Here is a 23656-nt window from a genome sequence, read left to right as displayed (position 1 = left end):
TGACGATCCCCCCAATCCTCCGAAGAGGGGGCTAAGGATTGACGATCCCCCCAATCCTCCGAAGAGGGGGCTAAGGATTGTTGTGTTAGTAGGATAGTTATTTGGGCATCCTCTAACATGAACTTGAGACGTTCTGAGGGATAGGCGGGATCTAAAGGGACATAGGCTCCGCCAGCTTTCAGAATTCCTAAAATGCCCACCATCATCAAGAACGATCGCTCTACGCAAATACCAACTTTGACTTCTGGCGCAACTCCAAGTGTTTGCAAATAGCTGGCAAGTTGGTTGCTACGGTAGTTCAATTCTTGGTAAGTTAATTGCTCGTCTTTATAGACAACAGCGATCGCGTTTGGCGTTTTATCTGCCTGAGCTTCAAATAATTGATGAATGCACTGCAACGGGTAATCTTGCTGAGTAAGATTCCATTCCACTAATAGCTGCTGTCGTTCTGCTGCTGTCAAAATTGGTAAGTCTGCTAGTCGTCGATGTGGATCGGCAACAATTCCTGCGAGTAAGGTTTGAAAATGTCCTAGCATTCGGACGATCGTACTGCGATCGAATAGATCGGTACTGTAAATTATCTGCCCTTGCAATCCTGCTGGAGTTTGCCATAAATGAAACTCTAAATCTAATCTGCTCGTACCCCTGTCAAACTCAAACTGACTTAAAGCGAGTCCAGGTAATTCTAAAGCTGTAATCGGCGTGTTTTGCAGTGCGATCGCCACAGAGAACAAAGGATGTCGGCTCAAGTCGCGCTCTGGGCGCAACTCTTCCACTAACTTCTCGAAGGGTAAATCTTGATGTGCATAGGCTCCTAGCGTTACTTCCCGCACTCGTCCCAACAATTCCCAAAAGGTAGGATTGCCAGATAAATCTGTTCGCAGCACCAGGCTATTGACAAAAAAGCCGATTAATGGCTCTATTTCAGGGCGGTTACGGTTAGCTATGGGCGATCCAACGGCAATATCTTCTTGTCCGGTATAGCGATGTAGCAACGTTTGAAATGCTGCCAGCAAGGTCATAAACAGAGTTACGCCTGCTTGCTGACTGAAAGCTTCTAGGAACTGCGTGAGATTTTTTGATAGCTGAAAATTGTGTGTCGCACCTTTGTAGCTTTGAATGGGCGATCGCGCTCTGTCAGTGGGAAGATTTAAAACTGCAAGATCGTCTAACTGCGATCGCCAGTACGACAGTTGCGACTCTAGTACTTCCCCTTGCAACCACTCCTGCTGCCAATGAGCGAAGTCAGCATATTGAATGGGCAAATCTGCTAGAGGAGAAGATTTATTACTACTAAAGGCAGTGTAGAGCGTGCCGAGTTCTCGTACCAGTACGCCGATCGACCAACCATCGGCAATAATATGGTGCAGATTCAATAGTAGGATGTATTCAAGCGCATCTAATTGAAAAATTGTCAACCGTAATAGCAAATCTGCGCTCAGGTCAAAGGGGCGCTGAGATAGGGCGATCGCCTGTTGTCTTGCGGCTGCTTCGCGATCGCTTGCAGGTAAAGTACGTAAGTCTACAATAGCGAGAGGTACACTCACGCTCTCTACCACAACTTGATGCAGTTGTCCCTCTGACATTTCAAATCTTGTTCGCAAAACTTCGTGACGGCGCACGATTTCGTTAAATGTTTGCTCTAAGGCAGTAATGTTGAGGTGTCCGTGCAAGCGAATCGCAGCTGAGATGTTGTAGAAAGGATTTCCAGGCGCTAAGGCGTGAAGAAACCACAATCGCTGCTGGGCGAACGATGCCGGAAAGACAAATTCAGCGTTCGAGACAGGATTGGTATTCAACGATCGCCTTCCTCTGTATCGCGGTTGAGGGACGATCGCAAGCGACGATGAGCAGCGCGAGAAAGAGGAACAATCTGGGGCGTTTGTTGCGGCTGGTTGCTCTGTAAATGGGCGATCGCTTTGGCAAGTTGGGCGACTTGGGGTGACTCAAACACGTTGCGTAAAGGTAACTCTACACCGAATGCATCGCGGATACGGGAAGTTAGTTGAGTTGCTAGCAGCGAATGCCCCCCTAACTGGAAGAAGTTATCGTGAATCCCTACACGCTTGAGTCCTAGCAGTTCAGCCCAAATATTCGCAAGTTTCTGCTCGATGGGCGATCGCGGCGTGTCATCAGTCCCCCATCGCTGGATCGTGTCAGGCGCTGGAAGTGCGCGACGGTTGACTTTGCCATTCGGTGTCAGGGGTAGTGCTTCTAATACCACAAAGGCAGAAGGGATCGCATACTGGGGCAAACTTTGCTCTAAGTAACTTCGTAGTTGGGGAATCAGATGACGGGCAAACTGTGTCTGTAAAGGATCGTTTGCGTAAGTTTTCCAAGGACGAGTTAGATTCACTTGCTCTTGAAAAGGCAATATCGCACTATTTTTTGTGGCGGATTGATGCTGAAAGGTCACATCATAACATCCCGTATTATCTGCATTTGACCAACTCACGTCAACGGTATAGGGCAGTTCTGCCACTAAATCCCACCAATCTTCCGGTTCAATACCCGATGTCACCTGCTCCAATGCTTCACGCATTTTGCCTGCGGTTTTGGGTGCTTGCGTTCCTTCTACTAGCCATTGAGCCGTTTTGACTGCTCCTACGACACGGGCATTAGGAATTTTTGTAATACTCAGTGCTGCTGGCTTTTCAGCTAGTTGCTGGCGTACTTGGGCAAGATTTACATTGTCTTGAGTCCAATTCAGTTGGGACGATCCCCCCAACCCACCTTGATAAGGGGGGCATGAAGATTTTTCTAACCTCCCTTGATAAGGGGGGAGCGAGGGGGGATCTGCCTCGATATGTAAAATTACGTTGTAGCGAAACTGAGTTAATTCATTACAATATCGACCGCGTGTGAGCTGAACTTGAATATGACTAATTCGTTCCCAGTGCTGTTTCAAGGCATGAAAGAAAGCAGGATCGATCGCCAGTTCCGTCTCCTGAAATATCGCCGTCTGTACCTGCTGTTGCAGATGCTCTCGACTCGCGGTATTATCTGCCCGCTCCAATTGAACCGCAGCATGAAAAGCTGACAACAAGGGTAGACTCCGTACATCTCCAATAAAGACAAAGCCACCAGGGGCAACAGTGTGAATTGCTTGTTCCAGCACTTGCAGGAGATAATCTATGCTAGGAAAGTACTGCACGATCGAATTAAGAATCACTGCATCAAAGCTATTTGCCTCTAGACCTTCAAAGTTAGTTGCCATCCTCTGAAGTAACTTTACTTGAGGCAATGGTTGAGTTGCTAACTGTTGCTCGATGTATTCAATGGATGCAGATGAGAAATCAGTTCCCCAATACTGAGTACAGTGTGGCGCAATTTGAAACAGCAATAAACCCGTACCGCAACCAATTTCTAATACCCGCTGAGGCTGCAAACTCAAAATCTGCTGGGTGCGATCGCTCACCCATTGTTGCATTTGCTCTTTTGGAATTGGTCGGTTTGTATAGCTACTATTCCAGCCTATGATGTTGAAAGTAGCATCGTTATTTGTAGCAGGCTGATGATAAGTCTGGTCGTAAAGATTTTGCCATTGCTTAACCTGCTCGTCCTGCAAATTTGGGAGTTCCTGAGTGCTGTCCCGATTCAATACGATGTAGGCGACTATACGCTTATCTGTAGCATTCTCATGGGCGATCGCCACAGTCTCTCGCACTGTTGGGTGTTGAAGCAATAGTGTTTCTATTTCGCCTAATTCAATCCGAAATCCCCGAATTTTTACCTGATTATCAATGCGATCGACAAATTCAAGATTGCCATCGGGAAGATAGCGGGCGAGATCTCCGGTTTTGTAAAGGCGATCGGTAATTGGTAGTTGGTAGTTGGTAATCGGTGGTTGGTTATTACTCTCCCTTGCTCCCTGCTCCCAGCTCGTCCCTACTCCCTGCTCCCTGCTGCCTAAACAGACAAACCGTTCATCCGTCAACTGGGGACGATTTAAATAGCCCCGTGCTAACCCATCACCGCTAATGTACAATTCGCCAACTATTCCAATTGGTACGGGCTGGAGGTGAGAATCTAAAAGATAGATTTGGGTGTTAGAAATGGGACGACCAATGGATGGCTTATTGTCATTATTACCAGTAGCGCTTAACTGAGCAACTGTCGCCCAGATTGTTGCTTCTGTTGGTCCGTAGGCGTTAAAAAAGCGACGACCTACAGCCCATTGCTGCACGATTTCGTGTTTAACAGCTTCACCGCCAGAAATTACTGTTTGAAGAGTGGGCAGTTCTGCTGCTGGTAAAATTGCTAGAACCGCAGGGGGGAGAATAGTAGTATCGATCGCCTTGTCTTGCAAGAACTGAACTAGTTCGGCTCCAGGTAAACGGGCTGTTTTGGGTGGGATGTAAAGGCTAGCGCCAACCCCAAACGCTAGTAACATCTCAAAGACAGACGCATCAAAACTGAGGGAGCTAAATTGTAGAATCCGATTTTTTGGTTGTAGTTTGAATACTTGAATTTGAGCGTGGACGACATTACATAGTCCTCGATGCTCTACTAAAACTCCTTTCGGTTTTCCGGTCGAGCCAGAGGTGTAGATGACGTAAGCTAGGTTATTGGCTGTTACGTTGCTGTTGGGTGTTTCATCATCGTATGTGGCGATGGTTTTCCAGTCAGTATCCAGGCATATTAGACGATCCCCCCAACTCTCCTGAAAAACGGGGGCTAATTCTGGTTCTTCGTTTCCAGGCTCAGTCCGATTCCCCCAACCCCCCTTCAAAAGGGGGGCTAATTCTGGTTCTTCGTTTCCAGGCTCAGTCCGATCCCCCCAACCCCCCTTCAAAAGGGGGGCTAAAGAACTCTGGGTTAGCACGATCGCCACTTGAGTATCGTCAAGCATGAACTTTAGGCGATCGCTGGGATAATTTGGATCGAGGGGAATATAAGCTCCGCCTGCTTTCCAAATGCCCAATATGCCTATTACCATTTCTAGAGAGCGATCGAGACAAATTCCTACTAAAGATTCAGAAGAAACGCCTAATTGTTGTAAATAGTGCGCTAGTTGATTTGCACGTCGATCCAATTCCTGGTAAGTTAGTTGCTCGTCTGCCAAAACAACCGCAGTAGCATCGGGCATTCTTGCTGCTTGTGCTTGAAATAATTGATGAATGCACAAATCTGGATAATCGCAGCTAGTTTGATTCCATGCCACCAATAGTTGATGGTATTCTGCTGCACTCAATAGGGGTAAGTTAGCGATGCGTGTATCGGGATTGGTAACTATGCCTTCTAACAATGCTTGGAAGTGAGCTAGCATTCGAGCGATCGTAGATGCATCAAATAAATCGGTGTTGTATGCTACGAAACCACTCAGTCCATCTACCGATCCTTCCCACAAATTATTCAACCCGCGATCGCACTCCCACAAATGCAACTCTAGATCGAATCGCGTGGTAGACACGTCAAACTTCAACGGGTTCAACATTAGCCCGGGTAACTCCAAGGGTTGCATCGGAGCATTTTGAAGCGCAAAGACGACTTGAAACAAAGGGTTACGGCTCAAGTCGCGCTCTGGGTGCAACTCTTCTACTAACTTCTCAAAAGGTAAGTCTTGATGGGCATAGGCTCCTAATGTCACTTGCCGTACTCGTTCCAGTAGTTCTCGAAAAGTAGGATTGTTGGAGAGATCGACACGCAGCACCAGGCTATTGACAAAAAAACCAATTAATGGCTCTAATTGGCTATGATTGCGGTTAGCTATGGGCGATCCAACGGCAATATCTTCTTGTCCGGTATAGCGATGTAGCAACGTTTGAAATGCTGCCAGCAAGGTCATAAAAAGGGTGACACCTGCTTGCTGACTGAAAGCTTCTAGGGACTGGGTGAGAGTTTTTGATAACTTTAGGCTTTGTGTTGCACCGCGATAGGTTTGTACAGCAGGGCGAGTTCTATCAGTGGGAAGATTCAGGATCGGTAGATCTGCCAGATGCGATCGCCAGTAGGACAGTTGCGACTCCAATACTTGCCCTTGCAGCCATTGCCGTTGCCAATAGGCAAAATCGGCATACTGGATCGGCAATTCTGCTAATGGATAAGGTTTGCTTTCACTCTTAGCGGTGTAGAGTAATCCCAGTTCTCGCACCAGTACCCCCAGCGACCAACCATCGGCAACAATGTGGTGCAGATTTAGCAACAGGACGTATTCAGCTGCATCTAACTGCAACAATTTCACTCGTAGTAGCAGATCGGTGGCTAGGTTAAATGGCTGTTGGGCTTCTTCTGTAGCGATTTGCTCGGCTGTGAGTTGTCGTTCGTTTGGGGGTAAATGGCGCAAATCCACAACAGGCAGAGATAAATTGACTTTTTGGGCAACGATCTGAACCGGTTGCCCGTCCAGCTTGACGAAGTTGGTACGCAAGGCTTCGTGACGATCGACGATCGCCCCAAAAGCTTGCTTTAAAGCTACATAGTCAAGTTTCCCTTGCAGCCGAACTGAAAAAGGTATGTTGTAAAAAGGGTTGTTAGGTACTAAGCGATCCAAAAACCACAATCGCTGCTGAGCGAATGACAGAGGTAGGGAGCGATGGTCGCGTAGCGTTTGCGAAGCATGGTCGAAGAGCATACCGCCTTCGGCATCGCGCGATATTCTTACCAACTGAGGAGAGCGATCGATTTGAGCATTTGCCTGGTGCAACAGGGCGATCAGCTCAGATTTGCGATCGACAATTTTTGCCCGTAACTGGGGGGATAATACCCCTTCAGGAGCGTTACAGCGCAAGCTTTCTCCCTTAACGAAAAGCTGAATATCTAAAGAGCGTAGGTAGGCTAAGAACTCAATACTTGTCAAAATTCTACCTCCTCGCGATTTTGAGCGGATGTCTCAGCCTCAGCCGTTTGTACCCGATCTGCGCCACGGAGCGTATTAATATATTGCGCGATCGCCACAATCGTTGGTGTTTCAAATAGAACTCCCAGTGGCACTTCTACCCCAAGGCGATCGCGTATTCGGGAAACTAATTGCGTGGCTAAGAGCGAATGTCCGCCCAATTCAAAAAAATCGTCGCTTATACCTACTTGTCGTCCCAAAGTTTCCGCCCAAAGCTGCGCTAACTGAGCTTCAACCGACGTTCGCGGTGCAAGGGTTGGTAGATCGACAGAAGTAAAATCGGGTGAGGGAAGTGCCTGCCGATCTACTTTGCCGTTAGGTGTTAGTGGCAAAGCCTTCAAGACTACAAAAGCGGAAGGCAGCATGTAATTTGGCAGTTTTGTTTTGAGGAAGCTTCGCAGATCGCCGATCCCCCCTAACCCCTTTTTCTCAAGAAGGAATTCGCTAGCCCCCCTTAAAAAGGGGGGTTGGGGGGATCTCTTCGTGTTGAGAACGATGTAAGCAACCAAACGGCGATCGCTACTCCCATCCTCCCGCACCACAACAACAGTTTCTTCTACACTCGGATACTGCTTCAAGACTGTTTCAATCTCGCCCAACTCAATCCGAAAACCCCGCAACTTAATTTGCGCGTCAGTACGACCAACAAATTCGAGATTACCATCGGGAAGATAGCGGGCGAGATCTCCGGTTTTGTACAAGCGGGTATCGGTAATTGGTAATTGGTAATTGGTAATTGAGTGGTGCGTGTTTTTTTGCTTCCTCAGCTTCCTCAGCTCCCTCAGCTTCCTCAGCTCTCTTCCTCCCGACTCCCTGCTCCCTTGACCAATAAATCGTTCAGCCGTCAACTGAGGACGATTCAAATATTCTTTTGCTAATCCATCGCCACCAATGTAAATTTCTCCGGTAACGCCAACAGGTACGGGGTTTAGGTGAGTATCCAGCAGGTAGATTTGAGTGCTAGCAACGGGACGACCGATCGGAATTGATGTTGCTGCTTCTGGTATGTCTTGCACTTCATACCAGGAAGTAAATGTAGTGTTTTCAGTCGGTCCATATACGTGCAGCAAATGTGCGGGTGCGCCGTGCTGCTTGACTGCTTTTACCCACCTGACATCAACTGCTTCACCCCCAAATAGCAAGTAGCGCAGCGAACGAAAACAGTCGGGTACTTCTCGCGCCATTTGATTGAATAAAGCGGTTGTCAAAAACAGGATGCTAATTTCCTGCTGTCGAATCGCTTGGGCAAACTTTTGGGGAGAAAGCATCACTTCGCGATCGCACCCCACTAATTGCGCTCCATTTAGCAGTGCGCCCCAAATCTCAAAGGTTGCTGCATCAAATGACAGATTGGCACATTGAGCGACTTTATCCCCAGGTTCTAAGGTGATGTAGTTGGTGTTGCATACTAATCTATTTACGGCTCGATGAGTTACTGCTACGCCCTTTGGGATTCCCGTCGAGCCAGAAGTATAAATTACGTAGGCAAGGCGATCTACGGTTGTTCGATCGCTTGGGTTCTGCTCGCTTTCTTGCGCGATCGCTTCCCAATCCTTTTCTAAACAAACAACTTTTAAATTTCGATCCCCCCAACTGAGCTTAAAAAGGGGGGCTAATGCTTGTTGCGTCACTAGTACAGATACTTGAGCATCTTCCAACATGAACTGCAACCGTTCGGGGGGATAAGTTGGATCTAGAGGAACGTAAGCTGCTCCGGCTTTGAGGATACCTAGCAAAGAAGCGATCGCCATTGGAGAAGGTTCCATGCAGATACCTACCAGCGTTTCGCAACCTACACCTAGTTTTCGCAGATAATGTGCCAGTTGGTTGCTACCACTATTCAACTCATGATAGGTATATTGTCTATCGCCAAAACTTACTGCAATAGCATTTGGACTTTGTTCTACCTGAAGTTCAAACAATTGGTGAATGCCGCGCTTTGGATAACTACGTCCAGTTTGATTCCACTCTACTAATTGATGCTGCTCTGCGGCGCTCAAAATCGGTAGATCTGCTAAATTTGTGTCGGGATCGGTAACTACTCCAGTTAATAACATTTGGAAATGAGTTAGCATCCGGGCGATCGCACTTGGCTCAAACAGCTCGGTGTTGTAAACTAAAACACCACGCAATCCTTCCGACTGCTGCCACCCGTCGCCCCACAAACTCCTAAAGTTTTCGGCGCACTCCCATAGATAAAACTCTAGATCGAACCGAGCGGTTGTTGTTTCCACTTTGAAGGAAGAGAGCGAGAGTTCAGGTAGCGTTAGCTGTTCTATAGGTGCGTTTTGCAGCGCAAATACCACTTGAAACAATGGGTTGCGGCTTCCTTGACGTTCTGGGTGCAACTCTTCTACTAACTTCTCAAAGGGTGAATCTTGATGAGCGTAGGCTTCTACCGTCACCTGTCGCACTCTCGCCAGCAACTCGCGAAAGCTGGGATTACCTGAGAGATCGGTTCGTAGAACTAAACTATTGGCAAAAAAGCCAATTAAATCCTCTAATTCCCGCCGATTGCGATTGGCAATTGGCGATCCTACAGCTATATCGGTCTGTCCTGTATAGCGATATAACAAGACTTGGAACGCTGCTAGTAATGTCATGAACAGCGTTACGCCTTCTTGATGACTCAGTGCCAAAAGTGCTTGAGAAAAGTCTTGTGGCAACTCTAGTAACTTAATTGCTCCCCGATCGCCTCGTTCTTTTGGACGGCAACGATTGCTCTCGAACTCTAGAACGGATAAATTGTGTAACTGCGATCGCCAGTAAGATAGTTGCGATTCTAGCACTTCCCCTTGCAACCATTGTCGTTGCCAGTGGGCAAAGTCAGCATATTGAATTGACAGTTCGGGCAAAGGGGAAGGTTTACCCGTACTAAAAGCAGAGTAAAGCAATTCTAGTTCTCGAATTAGGATCGCGATCGACCACTCATCAAAAACGATGTGGTGCAGATTGATGACCAAAACATACTCTGACTCGTCTAGTTGTAGCAGCGTTACTCGCAGCAGAGAATCTCGATCCAGGTTAAAAGGCTGCTGGATCTCCCGCGCGATCGCCTGTTGCGCTGCTGCTTCTCGTTCGCTTGCAGGCAACTGCTGTAAATCGGATATCTTAAGAAATACCTTTGAATGGGACGTAATTAGTTGTACGGGTTGCCCCTCTTGCACTCCGAAGTTGGTACGCAATATTTCGTGACGGCGGACAATTTCATGAAAGCTTTCTTCCAACGCTTTTAAGTCAAGCACGCCCGATAGACGAACCGTCGTCGGCACATTATAGAACGAAGTACCAGGAAATAGGCGATCGAGAAACCAAAGCCGTTGTTGTGCAAACGATGCCGGAAAAACAAAGACTTCCTCAGAAATGTTATCGAGCGATCCTATTGAAGTCATTGACGAATCTGCCTGCGCGATCGGCTGACTCTATCTAACAAAGATGGAGTATAAAATTTATCTGCACTGAGATAGAGATAGAGTGATTTCATGCAGCTTCTTTAACAAAAGCTATCATGACTGCAAGAATACGCGCTCAAATATAACGTGAGAAACGGAGCTTGAGAGATAAAAAACGGAGCTTGAGAGATAAAATTGCTATCTGATAATAACTATCTCTATGGTATGTGGTACGCACCAAGTTACTTGCTGAGAATGGGAAGCAATTTATTTGCCGAGGATCGCGTCCATATGGAACCAACACAACTAAGCCAAGAACTGCGTAAAAGACAAAGCCCCGATATGACTCGTCGGCGCTGGATTATTGGTTTATCTACAGTGGGCGGTGCGATGGGACAACTTGTTACACTCTACCAAACTGGAGTCGTTAGCCATTTACCCGATCCTCCAGGACAGCAGCTTTTTGATGCAGACCGTGTAGATGCTTCTAATTATGCCTACAGTCGCTTCAATTCGCCCGATGGACCCCTAATGACACTTAATTACGCCCTCACAGCCTGGATAGCTTCTGCTGGGGGTATAGACCGCGCCAGACGCAATCCTATATTACCGATCGCAATGGGCGTTAAGCTCTTATTCGATGGAGTTCTTTCGCTCGAACTAGCGCGGGAAGAATGGAATGAGAACAAGGCACTTTGTGAATATTGCCAGGTAGCAACATTTTGTTCGCTTGTATCGATAATACTTGCCGCACCAGAAGTTATGGCTGCTACTCGAACTCTACTCGGTCGTCGCGAGGATGTAAAAGCAAGTAACACGCGATAATTTGTCATTGGTCATCGGTCATCGGTCATCGGTCAATCTTGACTTTTGACTTTTGACTTTTGACTTTTGTTAACTTAATACGCTACATTGACCTTGATGCCGCAGTAAATGATCGCATAGTACTAAAGCTACCATTGCCTCTACCATCGGTACAGCTCTGGGCAACACGCAGGGATCGTGTCTACCTTTGGCAGCTAATAGTGTCTCTTCCCCTGCATTTGTGACTGTCTTTTGTTCCTTCCGAATTGTCGCTGTTGGTTTAAAAGCAATTCGCAAAATAATATTCTCACCGTTAGAAATTCCTCCTTGTACCCCACCAGAACGGTTGGTAACAGTGCGAATTTCTCCATTTTCATCTGTATAGTATTCGTCGTTGTGTTCGCTACCTGTCATCAGAGTTCCCGCAAACCCAGAGCCAATTTCAAAGCCTTTGGTAGCGGGTAAAGACATGACAGCTTTCGCTAAATCTGCTTCTAGTTTGTCAAATACTGGAGAACCCAAACCTCTAGGTACGTTGCGCGTTACGCACTCGACAACACCACCGACAGAATCGCCTTGTCTGCCAATCTGCTCGATCAATTCAATCATGCGATCGGCACATTCGGGATCGGGACAGCGGACAATGTTACTTTCTACCTGTTCTAGAGTTACGCTGCTGGGATCGACAATGCCTTCTATGTCTTTGATGCGCTTAACATAAGCAACAACTTCTACCCCAGCAACTTGATGTAAGATTTTTTTAGCGATCGCCCCTGCTGCAACTCTGCCAATTGTCTCTCTAGCTGAAGAACGTCCCCCGCCTTGCCAGTTACGAATCCCGTATTTAGCATCATAGGTAGCATCGGCATGGGAAGGGCGATACTTTTGTTGCATCTCGTCATAATCTTGGGGACGGGTATCTTTGTTGCGCACCAAAATCGAGATTGGTGTCCCTAGTGTTTTTCCCTCAAATATCCCCGACAAAATTTCGCAGCTATCAGCTTCTTTACGGGGTGTGGTAATTTTACTTTGCCCTGGTCGCCGGCGATCGAGTTCCCACTGAATTTCCTCCACGGAAATCTCCAAGCGTGGTGGACATCCATCAATGACGACTCCCACACCGCCACCGTGCGATTCGCCAAAAGTCGTCACCCGAAATAAATGTCCGAAGGTATTGCCCATGATGCTGTGTTGTGAGGAACTGTTGATTTTTGTATCACATTCTGAAGCTTTAGATGTAGGGGATTCTTTTTCAGTTATCAGCGATCGGTGATTAGTGGCTGGTGACTGGTGACTAGATGAAGACTCAGATGCTAGCCACTAGCCACTACTCACTACTCACTAACTTGCGCTAATATGTCAGCGCGAGTTGACAGGGAGAGCGAAATGAGACGAAACCGCGATTTTGGGCAGGTACTAAAGGCTATTTGGCAGACACTATCTCTATCGGGGCTTTTGGCTATTACAATTTGGGCAATGACGCGACCTAGTTGGGTGTTACGCGACAATCGACAAGTGGCGATTGAAGGTAACAGTTTGTTATCTAAGCCAGTTATTCTTTCGCGCCTCGCTCTAGCATATCCTCAATCGCTGCTGCAAATTTCGCCAATGGCGATCGCTCAAACTTTGGAATCCTACCCTCCAATTGCTGATGCTAAGGTGGCTCGCCGACTCTTTCCTCCTAGTTTAGTCGTCCAAGTGCAAGAACGCACGCCTGTAGCTGTAGCGATCGCCCGTTTGATTCCCAATAGTTCCACACCCTACTCCAAAGCATCTGTTGGCTTTCTCGACTCGCGGGGCGCGTGGATTCCATTTGAATCTTACCCTGCCCAAGTTCGGCAGCGTCTTAAGCCTCAATTAAAAGTTTTGGGTTCGCCAGAGACTTATCGCGCTTACTGGAGTTCCCTCTATCAAAAAATCGGTCAAAGTGGGATTGAAGTTTTGGAAATTGATTGTCAAGATCCAAGCAATCTCATTCTCAAAACTGAATTAGGAACCGTCCACCTCGGTCCTTACAGCGAACGATTAACCAAACAACTTCATGTTTTGGCTCAAATGAGTCCGATTTCAACTCAAATTAATTCTCGCCAAATTGACTATATAGACTTGAAAAATCCTGCCGCTCCTTTAGTACAAATGTATCAAAAAGAAACTGAAGCAAGCCCAGTCCAGAACGTACCGACAAATCCAAAAATAATCAAAAGTAATCTACAGTAATTTCCACTTTTATGAGATGATTTGATGCTATATATTAGAAGTTTTTTAAACATGTATGAAATATGTATAAACAACTTAAATATATTTGGACATCCTCTGTAATTATACTGAGGTAAATTGGAGTCATCGACAAGCTTATTGTAACTTGTCAGTAGAATCACGCTTGAATGTACATGGGTGCAGGCATTACCTTGCTTGCGGAGTAGCGCAAGTTGCAGCACCTATGTCAGAAAATCACTTAAGTATTAGAATTCCCACCACAGAGATGTCTATATTGGAGCAATACTGCAAAAAGCACCAAAGAACCAAAACTGATGTCATTCGCGAGTTTATTCGCTCGCTGTCACAAAATGTATCGATCAGATAGGGGCAAGTATGAAAAAGATTGATTTTACTGGCTAGAGTTCAGTCATTCCACCGCGATCGCGGTGGAATAACTGGATTTTTTTGCAAAAAGGTAAGGAAAAAATTTGCTGATATCAGCAAAATCTCCGAAAAAACTTCGATTTTGTTAAAAAATTAAGAAATACAAGCATTGCATTCGGTTTATTGCTCAATCGCGTAAAAATATACGGTGTTATTTACCATTTGTTCTAGACAAAGGAGACAGCTTTAGAGATGCCAACAATTGCCGCAGCCTCAGTTAAAACAACTTTGCAGCGAGAAATCAGCAGTCGCAATTGCTTTGTATCAGATCGAGCAGTTTATACAGAACAATTTCAAGTTAACTATAGTGCATCCAATTATCTAATCTCTTGAAAACAGCAGTAGGCTCGCCCGTTCGCTGCCAAAGTCGGGTTAGCATCGATGCCTTAACTGAAATTGCCGAGGATAAGCCATAGGAAAAAAACCTATAGTGAACTCTTATCCAAATTGTCACGCTTAAAAAAAGTTGTTCGTACACACCTAGATTCCAATGACACTTAACAGTAAAATAGACGTTACCCTTAAAACCTCCCAATCTCCAGGGCGGTCGGATTTTCCATTAGGCATGAATTCGACTGGGGACTTTAACAGTACAGGGCTGCATCTCGGACAAAACTACATCAGGGAAGTTGCTACTGGGGAGGACAACTTGAGCGATAGCAATATTCTTCCGAGTCGGGTAGCGAATATCAAAGTAATCGGTGTCGGTGGCGGTGGTGGCAATGCTGTCAATCGAATGATTGAGAGTGGGGTTACTGGTGTAGAGTTTTGGTCAATTAATACTGATGCTCAGGCGCTGACCCATAGCGCTGCACCTAGAAAGCTACAGATCGGACAAAAGCTGACGCGAGGACTAGGAGCAGGTGGCAATCCAGCAATGGGAGAGAAAGCGGCAGAGGAGTCGCGAGATGAAATTGCTAACGCTATAGGAGAAGCAGACCTAGTATTTATCACCGCTGGGATGGGAGGCGGTACTGGTACAGGTGCGGCACCAACTGTGGCGGAAATCGCCAAGGAAAAGGGTATTTTAACTGTAGGCGTTGTCACCCGTCCTTTTGGTTTTGAAGGTCGTCGCCGTGCTAACCAAGCCCACCAAGGGATAGACGCACTGAAAGACCGAGTTGATACGATGATTCTGATCCCCAACGATAAACTGCTATCGGTAATCTCCGAGCAGACCGCGTTGCGAGATGCGTTTCTGACTGCTGATGAAGTTCTGCGTCAAGGGGTACAAGGAATCTCCGATATTATCACGATCCCTGGGTTAGTGAATGTAGATTTTGCCGACGTGAAAGCAGTCATGGCAGATGCGGGATCGGCACTAATGGGGATCGGCACCGGCTCTGGTAAAACCCGTGCTAGAGAAGCAGCAAACGCAGCTATTTCTTCTCCTTTACTAGAGTCGTCAATTGAAGGAGCAAAAGGAGTCGTCATTAATATTACTGGTGGCAGCGATATGACGCTGCATGAGGTGAATATGGCAGCAGATACGATTTATGAAGTCGTCGATCCCAATGCTAATATCATTTTTGGTGCAGTGATTGATGACAAACTACAAGGGGAAATGAAAATCACTGTCATTGCTACCGGATTCAATCAAGCTGATTCTCAACCAACTACCCCGACTCCAGGTATACCAATTGCTAAAAAATCCCCAACAGCACCAGCGCCGTCAACGCCATCAGCTAATGACAACAAAGAAAAACCTGGCTTGGATATTCCCGAGTTTTTGCAACGGCGGCGACCTTCACGTTGATGGGAAGCGCGATTGTTTTTCTATGGATCGAATATATTCTTCTTGGTAGGGGTACACAGCTGTGCGCCCCTATCGGCGTGCCGTTTCAGGAAACTACATCTACAATTTAATTGGTTCGATTGCCAAAGTTTCCCCAGCAGCAGGTAGAAGTAATTGAGTTTTAGAGCCAGAAGCTGCTAGGCGATCGCTAAATTCTTCTACACTACCAATCGATCGAATTAACATCGGCAAAATTCCCCGAGCTTCGATCTCGCCTAAAGATGTAGGAACGAAAACGCGGGGATGCAAAGTTTGAATCAAATGCATTGCCTCTGTCGATCCCATAATCACCTGTCCCAGCAGTGGAAATACCTGTCCGATAATCGGGGCGATCGCTACATCTAGCCTACCTTGAAATTGAGCTGTAACTTTCTCGGACTGGAACCAATGAGGCTCGTAGTAAACTGTTTCCCCACTCTCCACGTCTTTGAGGAAATAGCCATTTTCTACTTGACCTTGAATTGGTGCGCCTGTAACGGCGGTGATTCTCAACTTGCCAAAAGTGTTAGTTTGTCCCGGTATCAGAGAACGAACGTCAGTGTAACCTAAGCCCTGAACAATTTTCGCTGCTGTAGGCGAACCTACCACCGGAATCTGACGATCTAATTGTTCTAACGTGGGTTTGTGGCAGTGATCGTCCAACCCTTGAGAAATTAAAATTAAATCTATGTTTGGCAGCGTAGTCGGGTTGTATGCTGGTGGCTTGAGATGAGTCGCGGAAAATAGCCAAGGTTGCCCATAAAAAACTAGCGGATCGATCAGCCACGGATCGATCAGCACTCTCAGCCCAGCAATTTCTAATAACCAGCTATTTAAATCGATTCTAGTCAGTTTCATACTTCATAGTTATCAGTTATCAGTTATCAGTTATCAATTATTAAACGCTGCTAACTAACAATCAATTACCAACAACCACTACGATCGCTGACTAGTTAATTCCGAATTCCGAAGTCAAGCAGGCGGATGACGAGGTTTCCTCGTCATTAAAGCCGCGTCGAATTCCGAATTCTTCACGCTCGCTTTGTTATCAGCTTCGGCAAGTCGCTGGGCGAAATGGAGTTTTTGACTAAATTAGCAAGTTCTTGTAACTGACTAATTGCCTCTGCACCCTCCAACTTCATGAGTTCGCGATCGTCTCTCATTTCAGTCCAGGTAATGCCGTAATCGGACACCAAAAACCGAATCAGATGATTATCTGCCAAACTGACCATAAATGAGGCACTGCTCATTTGTCCGCCGCAAGTATAACAAGACGCAGGATATCCCCGCCGCTCTAGTACAATCGCCAAGGCTTGGAGGTTCATTACCAGATCTTGGACGTATTGTCGGTGTTGCTCTGCCAATCTCAGAAACACTTTTTTCCTCCAAACACCACATCTAATTGTAAACCTTTTTCATTTTTTTTAGAATTTCTTTAGATTTTTGCTGCAATTTGACGATCGCAATAAGAGATTGTAACAGTTCTTTGCGATCGAATTCATCTGCCTCCTAGACGTACCGAATAGGTTAAAGTAAAAGCGCCGTTCCTACGGTATTGAAACAATCTGTTTTAGAAAAATTCCAGATTGAATTATCTAATTTATGCCTGCAACTTCCAAAAAATAGACGCAATAGCTGTTAGAAACTAGGCAAGACTTCGCGAGCGATCGTAAAGAAATAAATTATGAAAACTATAAGGACAACTTAAGTATTTAGCTCGATCTAGCTGAATACTCTAGCTGTCCTCTTAATATCTCTGAATTCAGTTGTTTCACTCCTCGGTCTCAGGAGTGAGTTACTACTTGTATTCTAATCAACAGTTTGCCACCAACCAAAGGCGGGTCCAATAAATCGAATTGTGACCCAGGAAGCAACTAATAGTCCAATACCAATCCAACTAATGCGGGTACTCCACTGCGTAAGTTTCTGTGCTTGACTCTTAGTCACGGGAAACCAGGGAAAGATTTGTGCTTCTTGACCGTACTTATCTCCCAACGCAGCTTTACGACGCTTTGCTTCTCCCATAATCTACTTCCATTCCAAGCTATAAACCCCTTATTTCTGAATCATATCGTATGTTACAAGCCAGAACTCAGAACTCAGAACTCAGAAGAAATAAATCCAAATTGTTACCACTCCCGACTACGCGGTTCCGATGCGGAGGACACCTCCGCCTCCACCCGCTTCCCGACTCCCTAATCTTTTGCAAACAAACTAGCATCTAAATAATTACATCTAGCGGCAGGGCTAAGAGCTGCAAGTACCTGCTGTCCGTAACTGCGGTGTAATACGCGACTATCTAGTAAAGCTACGACTCCTTGACGCTCGCGCATAGGCGCGAGCGCCCGTTGTAATTGATTTAAAGCCGCAGGCAATAGATAAAGGGCAAACCAGTCTTGACGCGATCGCTTATAGTATTCGACTCGACCCGCCACAATTGGATGCTCTAGAGATGGTATGGGTAATGTTGTAATAATCGTGAGTTGCGGTACTGGCAAGATACCTTGATGCTGCTGCCAAAAGTCCCAACCGCTGACGAGAATGCTATTCTCATCCAAACTCATTTTTTCTACCTGTACCCGCGAACCAAACTCTGCGGCTAATTGCGCCCCGATTTGCTGTTTTAAAGGCAAATCACCAACTAAAATCATTGTTAATCCTGGCGATACCGTCGCACCAATCAAAGCATAAATTTCCCGCATCAAAGCGGGTTGATATTGGGGGGTATTGGGTAAAGGAAAGCGTTCTGGCGTGTAGAGTTGAATTGATTCGTTGTGGCGATCGCCAGCAAACTTCAAACAAGTCAGTTCTTCTGGTAAACCCAAGCGCTTGCGATAAGTCGTAGCCTCTGTTTCTCGATCTAAGGCACTACCCATGAAGACTACAGGCTGTCGAGTCCAAATTGGTGCAAGAGCCGAAGCCACCTCTGCGGGAGCGCAGTAGAGTGAAAATAAGCCTTGAGAGCGGTTTAGGCTCATCCACAACAAGCAGTCTGGTGTTTGCGATCGCTGTTGGAACAAATACCAATTCTTCGGTAAAGAGAGAGAATTCGGGAGTTGGGAAGCAGCGGGCGGCGAAGCGTCTTCGCCGACATTAGCTGCGTAGTCGGGAATCGGGAGTCGGAAGTCAGAATTCAATCCTACCTTGTCTCCCTTGTCTCCCTTGTCTTCCTTATCTCCTAGCCTGGTAAACAGGCTTTCCAGAATATTCCGCTCTGCTGGGGAGACGAGATAGCACTCGTATGGGTTGGCTGGATGTCGGAAGACGGCTTTTGTCAGTTGGACTCGCGCTTCCCGAATCACTTCCGCCCGATCGGGATAAGCCAGCATCAATTCGTCCCAATTACCAGGATGAATGCTAACAGTTAGTTGCGATCGCGCCCAGTCTTCTAAATCGTCCACCCCATCAATTAGTGTCGGAATGTTGGGCGGAAAATCGCCCGTTCCCGCCCATTGAGCTTGCAGCCAAGCCGCAGGGGTAATGAGTAAAATACCTTGAAAATCGGGATGAATCCAGCGATCGCCGACGATAATACTTTTATTCGTTTGCAGCCATTGCTGTAGAGGCGGAATTTCTACTCGCAACAGACGCTGTTGCACTTCCTCTGTTGCTACTATCACCGCCGGAGATTGCCAAAGTAGAGCTGGCGCTAGATAGCTCAGGCGATAACGTCCCTGATAGCCGCAACCAGCACCCACCTGAATCAAAGCACTACGTCCGAGCCGCAAAGCTCTAGCTACGAGTCGCGCCATCGTCAAATGATGCGACCATGCAGCCTCCGCCTGCGATCGCAGGAAGTTGTGCAGGGAATAATGTACCTCTACTTCAATCACTGACTTCTAATTCTCTACCTAGCGCGAAGTTATCATCCCGATTCCAGTCCTATTATGTATTTGTTAGCTGCTTGTTGTCTGTTCTCCAACGACTGGATTGAAGGTTTTACCCTCAGAGTCTTTTATTTTACTAACTTTTGAGGAGCGAGGAGCGAGGAGCGAGGGGGATAAGGAGGACAAGGGGGACTAGGGGGACTAGAGGACTAGGGAGAAAAGAGAGATGAGGAAGCGCAAGGTAGCACAAGGTCACGCTTGGGAGCAATTACTAACTACCCATTACCCATTACCAATCTAAAAGCCAAAATTTCCCTCACTCCTCGCTCCTCGCTCCTCGCTCCTCCCTTTTCGCCAATCACTAAACCTATTACCAATTCGCACAATGCCAACTTATCCAGACATTTCTTGCGAAACTTTTCGCCATCCGCTCGATCGGCAAGCGGAACAAGCTTTACGGAGTTTACCAGGTTTTGATTTGGTAGCGACACAATTCATCAAATTTTTCTACGAACGCCCCCAAATGGTCTATCACATGGGCAACAGCATTCAAGTGGGAGCGCGCCAGTATTCTAGCGTCTACCAAATTTTTCGCGAATGCGTTCGAGATTTAGATATTTCTCCAGAACCAGTTTTGTTCGTGTCTCAAACTCCCGTCGTCAATGCCTATGCTCTCGGTCAGGAGGAACCTAATATCGTTCTCAACACTGGACTGTTGGATCTATTGGATCCTACAGAAATTCGCACGGTGATAGCACACGAATTAGGACATCTCAAATGCGGTCATACAATTTTGATTCAAATGGCAACTTGGGTGATTTCCACGGCTAACTATATTGGAGCTAGAACTCTAGGGTTGGGAAATTTAGTCAGTAGTGGATTGATCTTTGCCTTCTACGAATGGAAGCGGAAAGCCGAGTTATCAGCGGATCGAGCAGCCTTGATGGTGATGGACGATCTCAAACCAGTCATGCAAACGATGATGAAGCTAGCTGGGGGTAGCATTCAGTACGGTCATGAATGCAGTTTAGACGAGTTTATCCGGCAAGCAGAAAGATTCCAAGAACTCGACCAAGATAGCTTGAACCAAGTTTATAAATTTCTGCTTTACAATAACTTTCCCCAAAACTTGTTTCTAACGCATCCATTTGCGGTAGAACGGATAACTTATCTGCAACAATGGGCAAATTCTGCCGAATATCGTCAAATTCGCCAAGGCAACTATTCGCGATCGCCAGCTCAAAACGCAGTTAACGTCCAAACAGAATCATCCCCATCTGCCGCAACAGAGGATTTGCGCCGTCAAATTGAAGAATTGCAACGCGAGATCGATCGAATCAAGAAGAGGGGTGAGGAGTGAGGAGTGAGGGAGACAAGGGAAACAAGGAAGACAAGGGAGATAAGGAAGAGATAGCTAATGACAAATGACAAATGACGAATGACAAATTCTTTATAATCAAAGATTGCGTCCCTTTATCAGTGCGTTCCCTTTAGGAAAGTAGTCATGGCAGAAGAAGATATCCGTGCCACGCGATTAGAGAAAGTCGAGCAGTTGCGGCAGTTGGGTTTAAATCCCTATGCTTATCGTTGGGAATCTACCCACCATGCAGCTCAATTACAAGAAAAGTATGCCGACTTACCCAATGGGGAAGAGGTAGAAATAGAAGTGGCGATCGCGGGTAGAATCATCGCGCGCCGCGTTTTTGGCAAACTGGCTTTCTTCGGCTTGCAAGACGAGACTGGCACGATCCAGCTGTATTTAGATAAAAAAAGAATCGATACTACGATGGCAGAGATCGATCCAGATGCCTTCAATCATCTGAAGCAACTGACAGACGCAGGGGACATTTTAGGCGCAAAAGGGACGATCAAACGCACGGAAAAGGGTGAATTATCGGTTTTTGTTAACCAATACGCTATTCTTACCAAGTCTTTACTTCCCTTGCCCGATAAGTGGCATGGCTTGACTGATGTAGCTAAGCGCTATCGCCAGCGTTACGTAGATTTAATTGTCAACCCAGAAGTCCGGCAAACTTTTCGCCGTCGCGCTCAAATTACGGCAGGAATTCGCCGCTTTTTGGAGCAGCAGGGTTTTATTGAAATTGAAACTCCTGTGCTACAAGCAGAAGCAGGCGGGGCTGATGCTCGTCCCTTCATCACGCATCACAACACCCTAGAAATGGATTTGTATCTGCGGATTGCCACAGAACTCCATCTCAAGCGGTTGGTCGTGGGTGGATTTGAGAAAGTATTTGAATTGGGGCGCATTTTTCGGAACGAGGGCGTTTCTACCCGTCACAATCCAGAATTTACTTCGATTGAAATTTACCAAGCCTACGCCGATTATCACGACGTGATGCAATTGGTAGAAAATATCATCACTACTGTGACACGGGAAGTCTTAGGCACGCTGCAAATCACCTATCAAGACGAGGCGATCGATCTCACACCCCCGTGGCGCAGGGTGACGATGCACGATCTCGTACAGGAGAAAACAGGATTAGACTTTCATGCTTTCTCAAGTTTAGATGAGGCAAAGGTTGCGGCGAAACAAGCGGGAATTCAAGCAGTTGAGGAATGTACTTCGATTGGCAAACTCTTGAATGAGACGTTTGAACAATCTTGCGAAGCCACGCTGATTCAACCTACATATGTCATCGATTACCCTGTAGAAATTTCGCCACTTTCCAAGCCTCACCGCTCAAAGCCTGGTTTGGTAGAGCGATTTGAGTTATTTGTAGCTGGACGCGAAACCGCCAACGGATTTTCTGAGTTGAGCGATCCGATCGATCAAAGACAGCGATTAGAAGCACAAGCAGCCCGTAAAGCAGCTGGAGATTTAGAAGCACAGGGAGTAGACGAAGACTTTCTCACAGCTTTAGAGTACGGCTTGCCACCTACTGGTGGTGTAGGCATCGGGATCGATCGCCTGGTGATGCTCTTAACCGATTGTGCCAGTATTCGGGATGCAATCGCCTTTCCTTTACTGAAACCAGAAGCAAGCGAATAGGGAGTTGTAGGGGCGGGTTTTTACAGGATATCCCTGAAACAACCCAGAATTGAGCGAATAAACCCGCCCGTACAGAAGTCGGGAGTCGGGGAAGAGAGCTGAGGGAGAATTTAATTCCGAATTCCGAATTCCGAATTCCGAATTTCTCTACTGTTCCATCAAGCTTAAAAAAACCTCTTCCAGCGTAGGACTGACTTTGCGAACTTCTTCTACTTCTACTCCAGCTTGGACTAACATTTTGACGATGGGAGCAGAACTGATGAGTTGATGTAGGGAGATAGTTAAGCGATCGCTCTCATTGTTAATTTTAGAAATGTCAATCTCAGCAATGAGCGGTTGAGACTCTAACCAATCGATCGCATTTGCTGTAAATCCACGTCCGATAATTTCTAGTTTGGGATTGCCAGCTTGCGATCGCAACCGCTCGGGATGTCCTACTGCTAAAAGTTTACCTTGACGAATCACGCCGACTTGCTGACACAATTTTTCGGCTTCTGCCAAGTTGTGAGTCGTTAAGAATACTGTCACTCCTTCCTGCGCTACCATTTCCTGAATGTTGTCGCGCAAAGCAGCAGCAGCGACGGGATCGAGTCCGATGGTGGGTTCGTCGAGAAAGATTAATGGCGGAGAATGTAACATCGCCCGAGCGATCGCGAGTTTTTGTTTCATGCCCCGACTCCATTCTCCTACTCTTTGATGGCGGCGCTGCCACAAACCCATGTGTGAAAGTAATTCTTGAATCCGCGATCGCCTTTTGGCTGTGGGAATGCGCCAAGCCCGAGCGTAAAATTCTAAGTTATCTTCTGCGCTGAGTCGTTCGTAAAGTCCTGGGTGTTCTAGCAAAGCACCCGTGCGCTGGCGAATGGCATGGGAGTGGGTACGGCAATCGAAACCCAGTACCTCAGCTTGACCAGCCGTTGGCTCTAAAATTCCTAGTAGAAGCCTAATTGTCGTAGTTTTACCAGAACCATTCGCCCCCAAAAAGCCAAACACAATTCCTTGCGGGACTTCCAGCGATAAGTTGTCCAAAGCCGTAACATTACCAAAACTCCGACATAGTTGAGCAGTCCGAATTGCATTAGCACTCATGTCAAGCTGCTGTATGGTGCTGCTCTAGGGTACTGTAAAAATGGTCATTGATGAGTGGCTAGTGACTAGTGGCTAGTGACTAGAAAAGAGTTCAGCCACTAGCCACCAGTCACCAGTCACCAGTCACTGATAACCGATAACCAATTTGCAAAGTGTCACGTGCTACTGTTTTCCCCTAGAGGAGTAGCCTAAACTAAAGTTGTGTGTGAGGAGTGGTATTAAAGAAAAAGCTCTTGGGGTCGAAACACGGCAAGACTCCCAAGAGCTTTTTCTATTTTG

At 46.6% G+C, this 23656-nt stretch carries 14 protein-coding genes; 5 read left to right on the top strand and 9 right to left on the bottom strand.

Annotated features, from left to right (window positions below; all coding sequences use genetic code 11):
• The 3 genes from DSM107010_RS39400 to DSM107010_RS05345 form a co-directional block, all read right to left on the bottom strand.
• Positions 1 to 1799, bottom strand: a 1799-nt coding sequence (locus tag DSM107010_RS39400) for a condensation domain-containing protein (RefSeq protein WP_199755410.1), incomplete at its 3' end; no start/stop codon positions are given.
• Positions 1796 to 6799 (bottom strand): non-ribosomal peptide synthetase, encoded by a 5004-nt coding sequence (locus DSM107010_RS05350; RefSeq protein WP_127022517.1) that lies wholly within the window; start codon positions 6797 to 6799, stop codon positions 1796 to 1798. The genes DSM107010_RS05350 and DSM107010_RS39400, both read right to left, overlap by 4 nt.
• Positions 6796 to 10230 (bottom strand): non-ribosomal peptide synthetase, encoded by a 3435-nt coding sequence (locus DSM107010_RS05345; RefSeq protein WP_127022514.1) that lies wholly within the window; start codon positions 10228 to 10230, stop codon positions 6796 to 6798. The genes DSM107010_RS05350 and DSM107010_RS05345 overlap by 4 nt, the downstream gene beginning before the upstream one ends.
• 291 nt (positions 10231 to 10521) lie before the next feature.
• On the opposite strand from DSM107010_RS05345, the gene DSM107010_RS05340 reads away from it, so the two are divergent.
• Positions 10522 to 11055, top strand: coding sequence for a vitamin K epoxide reductase family protein (locus DSM107010_RS05340; RefSeq protein WP_127022542.1), 534 nt, complete (start codon positions 10522 to 10524; stop codon positions 11053 to 11055).
• 69 nt (positions 11056 to 11124) lie between these two features.
• On the opposite strand, the gene aroC is transcribed toward DSM107010_RS05340, so the two are convergent.
• On the bottom strand, positions 11125 to 12216 hold the full coding sequence (aroC, locus tag DSM107010_RS05335) for a chorismate synthase (protein WP_106168097.1): 1092 nt from the start codon (positions 12214 to 12216) through the stop codon (positions 11125 to 11127).
• A 204-nt stretch (positions 12217 to 12420) separates the two neighbouring features.
• Between aroC and DSM107010_RS05330 the strand changes: the two genes are divergently transcribed.
• Together DSM107010_RS05330 and ftsZ are read left to right on the top strand one after the other, a co-directional pair.
• Entirely contained in the window at positions 12421 to 13251 is an 831-nt protein-coding gene (locus DSM107010_RS05330; protein ID WP_015154606.1) for a cell division protein FtsQ/DivIB, read from the top strand.
• Positions 13252 to 14167: 916 nt separating this feature from the next.
• Positions 14168 to 15433, top strand: a complete 1266-nt coding sequence (gene ftsZ, locus DSM107010_RS05320; RefSeq protein ID WP_015154609.1) for a cell division protein FtsZ — start codon at positions 14168 to 14170, stop codon at positions 15431 to 15433.
• Positions 15434 to 15532: 99 nt separating this feature from the next.
• Here the strand turns inward: ftsZ and DSM107010_RS05315 are convergent, their stop codons facing one another.
• The 4 genes from DSM107010_RS05315 to DSM107010_RS05300 form a co-directional block, all read right to left on the bottom strand.
• Entirely contained in the window at positions 15533 to 16309 is a 777-nt protein-coding gene (locus tag DSM107010_RS05315) for an MBL fold metallo-hydrolase (protein WP_106168096.1), read from the bottom strand.
• A gap of 173 nt (positions 16310 to 16482) precedes the next feature.
• Entirely contained in the window at positions 16483 to 16827 is a 345-nt protein-coding gene (locus DSM107010_RS05310) for a DUF1815 family protein (RefSeq protein WP_015154611.1), read from the bottom strand.
• Between the two features lie 433 nt (positions 16828 to 17260).
• Complete coding sequence (locus tag DSM107010_RS05305; protein WP_106168095.1) at positions 17261 to 17476, bottom strand: DUF2839 domain-containing protein; 216 nt, start codon at positions 17474 to 17476, stop codon at positions 17261 to 17263.
• A 170-nt stretch (positions 17477 to 17646) separates the two neighbouring features.
• Entirely contained in the window at positions 17647 to 19284 is a 1638-nt protein-coding gene (locus tag DSM107010_RS05300) for a helicase C-terminal domain-containing protein (protein ID WP_106168094.1), read from the bottom strand.
• Positions 19285 to 19663: 379 nt separating this feature from the next.
• Between DSM107010_RS05300 and DSM107010_RS05295 the strand changes: the two genes are divergently transcribed.
• Positions 19664 to 20638 (top strand): M48 family metallopeptidase, encoded by a 975-nt coding sequence (locus DSM107010_RS05295; protein WP_106168093.1) that lies wholly within the window; start codon positions 19664 to 19666, stop codon positions 20636 to 20638.
• 144 nt (positions 20639 to 20782) lie between these two features.
• Entirely contained in the window at positions 20783 to 22288 is a 1506-nt protein-coding gene (gene lysS, locus DSM107010_RS05290; RefSeq protein ID WP_015154615.1) for a lysine--tRNA ligase, read from the top strand.
• Positions 22289 to 22435: 147 nt separating this feature from the next.
• Here the strand turns inward: lysS and DSM107010_RS05285 are convergent, their stop codons facing one another.
• Complete coding sequence (locus DSM107010_RS05285; RefSeq protein ID WP_106170144.1) at positions 22436 to 23377, bottom strand: ABC transporter ATP-binding protein; 942 nt, start codon at positions 23375 to 23377, stop codon at positions 22436 to 22438.
• Between the last annotated feature and the right edge of the window lie 279 nt (positions 23378 to 23656).

Source organism: Chroococcidiopsis cubana SAG 39.79, assembly GCF_003991895.1.
GTDB classification, from domain to species: domain Bacteria; phylum Cyanobacteriota; class Cyanobacteriia; order Cyanobacteriales; family Chroococcidiopsidaceae; genus Chroococcidiopsis; species Chroococcidiopsis thermalis.
Note: the sequence above shows the minus strand (reverse complement) of the source record. Positions and strands in the feature narration are given on the sequence as shown.

Coding starts and splice junctions, on each gene's coding strand:
- aroC (WP_106168097.1), bottom strand. CDS start 12,216: ATGGGCAATACCTTCGGACATTTATTTCGGGTGACGACTTTTGGCGAA.
- DSM107010_RS05345 (WP_127022514.1), bottom strand. CDS start 10,230: ATGACTTCAATAGGATCGCTCGATAACATTTCTGAGGAAGTCTTTGTT.
- DSM107010_RS05315 (WP_106168096.1), bottom strand. CDS start 16,309: ATGAAACTGACTAGAATCGATTTAAATAGCTGGTTATTAGAAATTGCT.
- DSM107010_RS05295 (WP_106168093.1), top strand. CDS start 19,664: ATGCCAACTTATCCAGACATTTCTTGCGAAACTTTTCGCCATCCGCTC.
- DSM107010_RS05305 (WP_106168095.1), bottom strand. CDS start 17,476: ATGGGAGAAGCAAAGCGTCGTAAAGCTGCGTTGGGAGATAAGTACGGT.
- DSM107010_RS05340 (WP_127022542.1), top strand. CDS start 10,522: ATGGAACCAACACAACTAAGCCAAGAACTGCGTAAAAGACAAAGCCCC.
- ftsZ (WP_015154609.1), top strand. CDS start 14,168: ATGACACTTAACAGTAAAATAGACGTTACCCTTAAAACCTCCCAATCT.
- DSM107010_RS05330 (WP_015154606.1), top strand. CDS start 12,421: ATGAGACGAAACCGCGATTTTGGGCAGGTACTAAAGGCTATTTGGCAG.
- DSM107010_RS05285 (WP_106170144.1), bottom strand. CDS start 23,377: ATGAGTGCTAATGCAATTCGGACTGCTCAACTATGTCGGAGTTTTGGT.
- lysS (WP_015154615.1), top strand. CDS start 20,783: ATGGCAGAAGAAGATATCCGTGCCACGCGATTAGAGAAAGTCGAGCAG.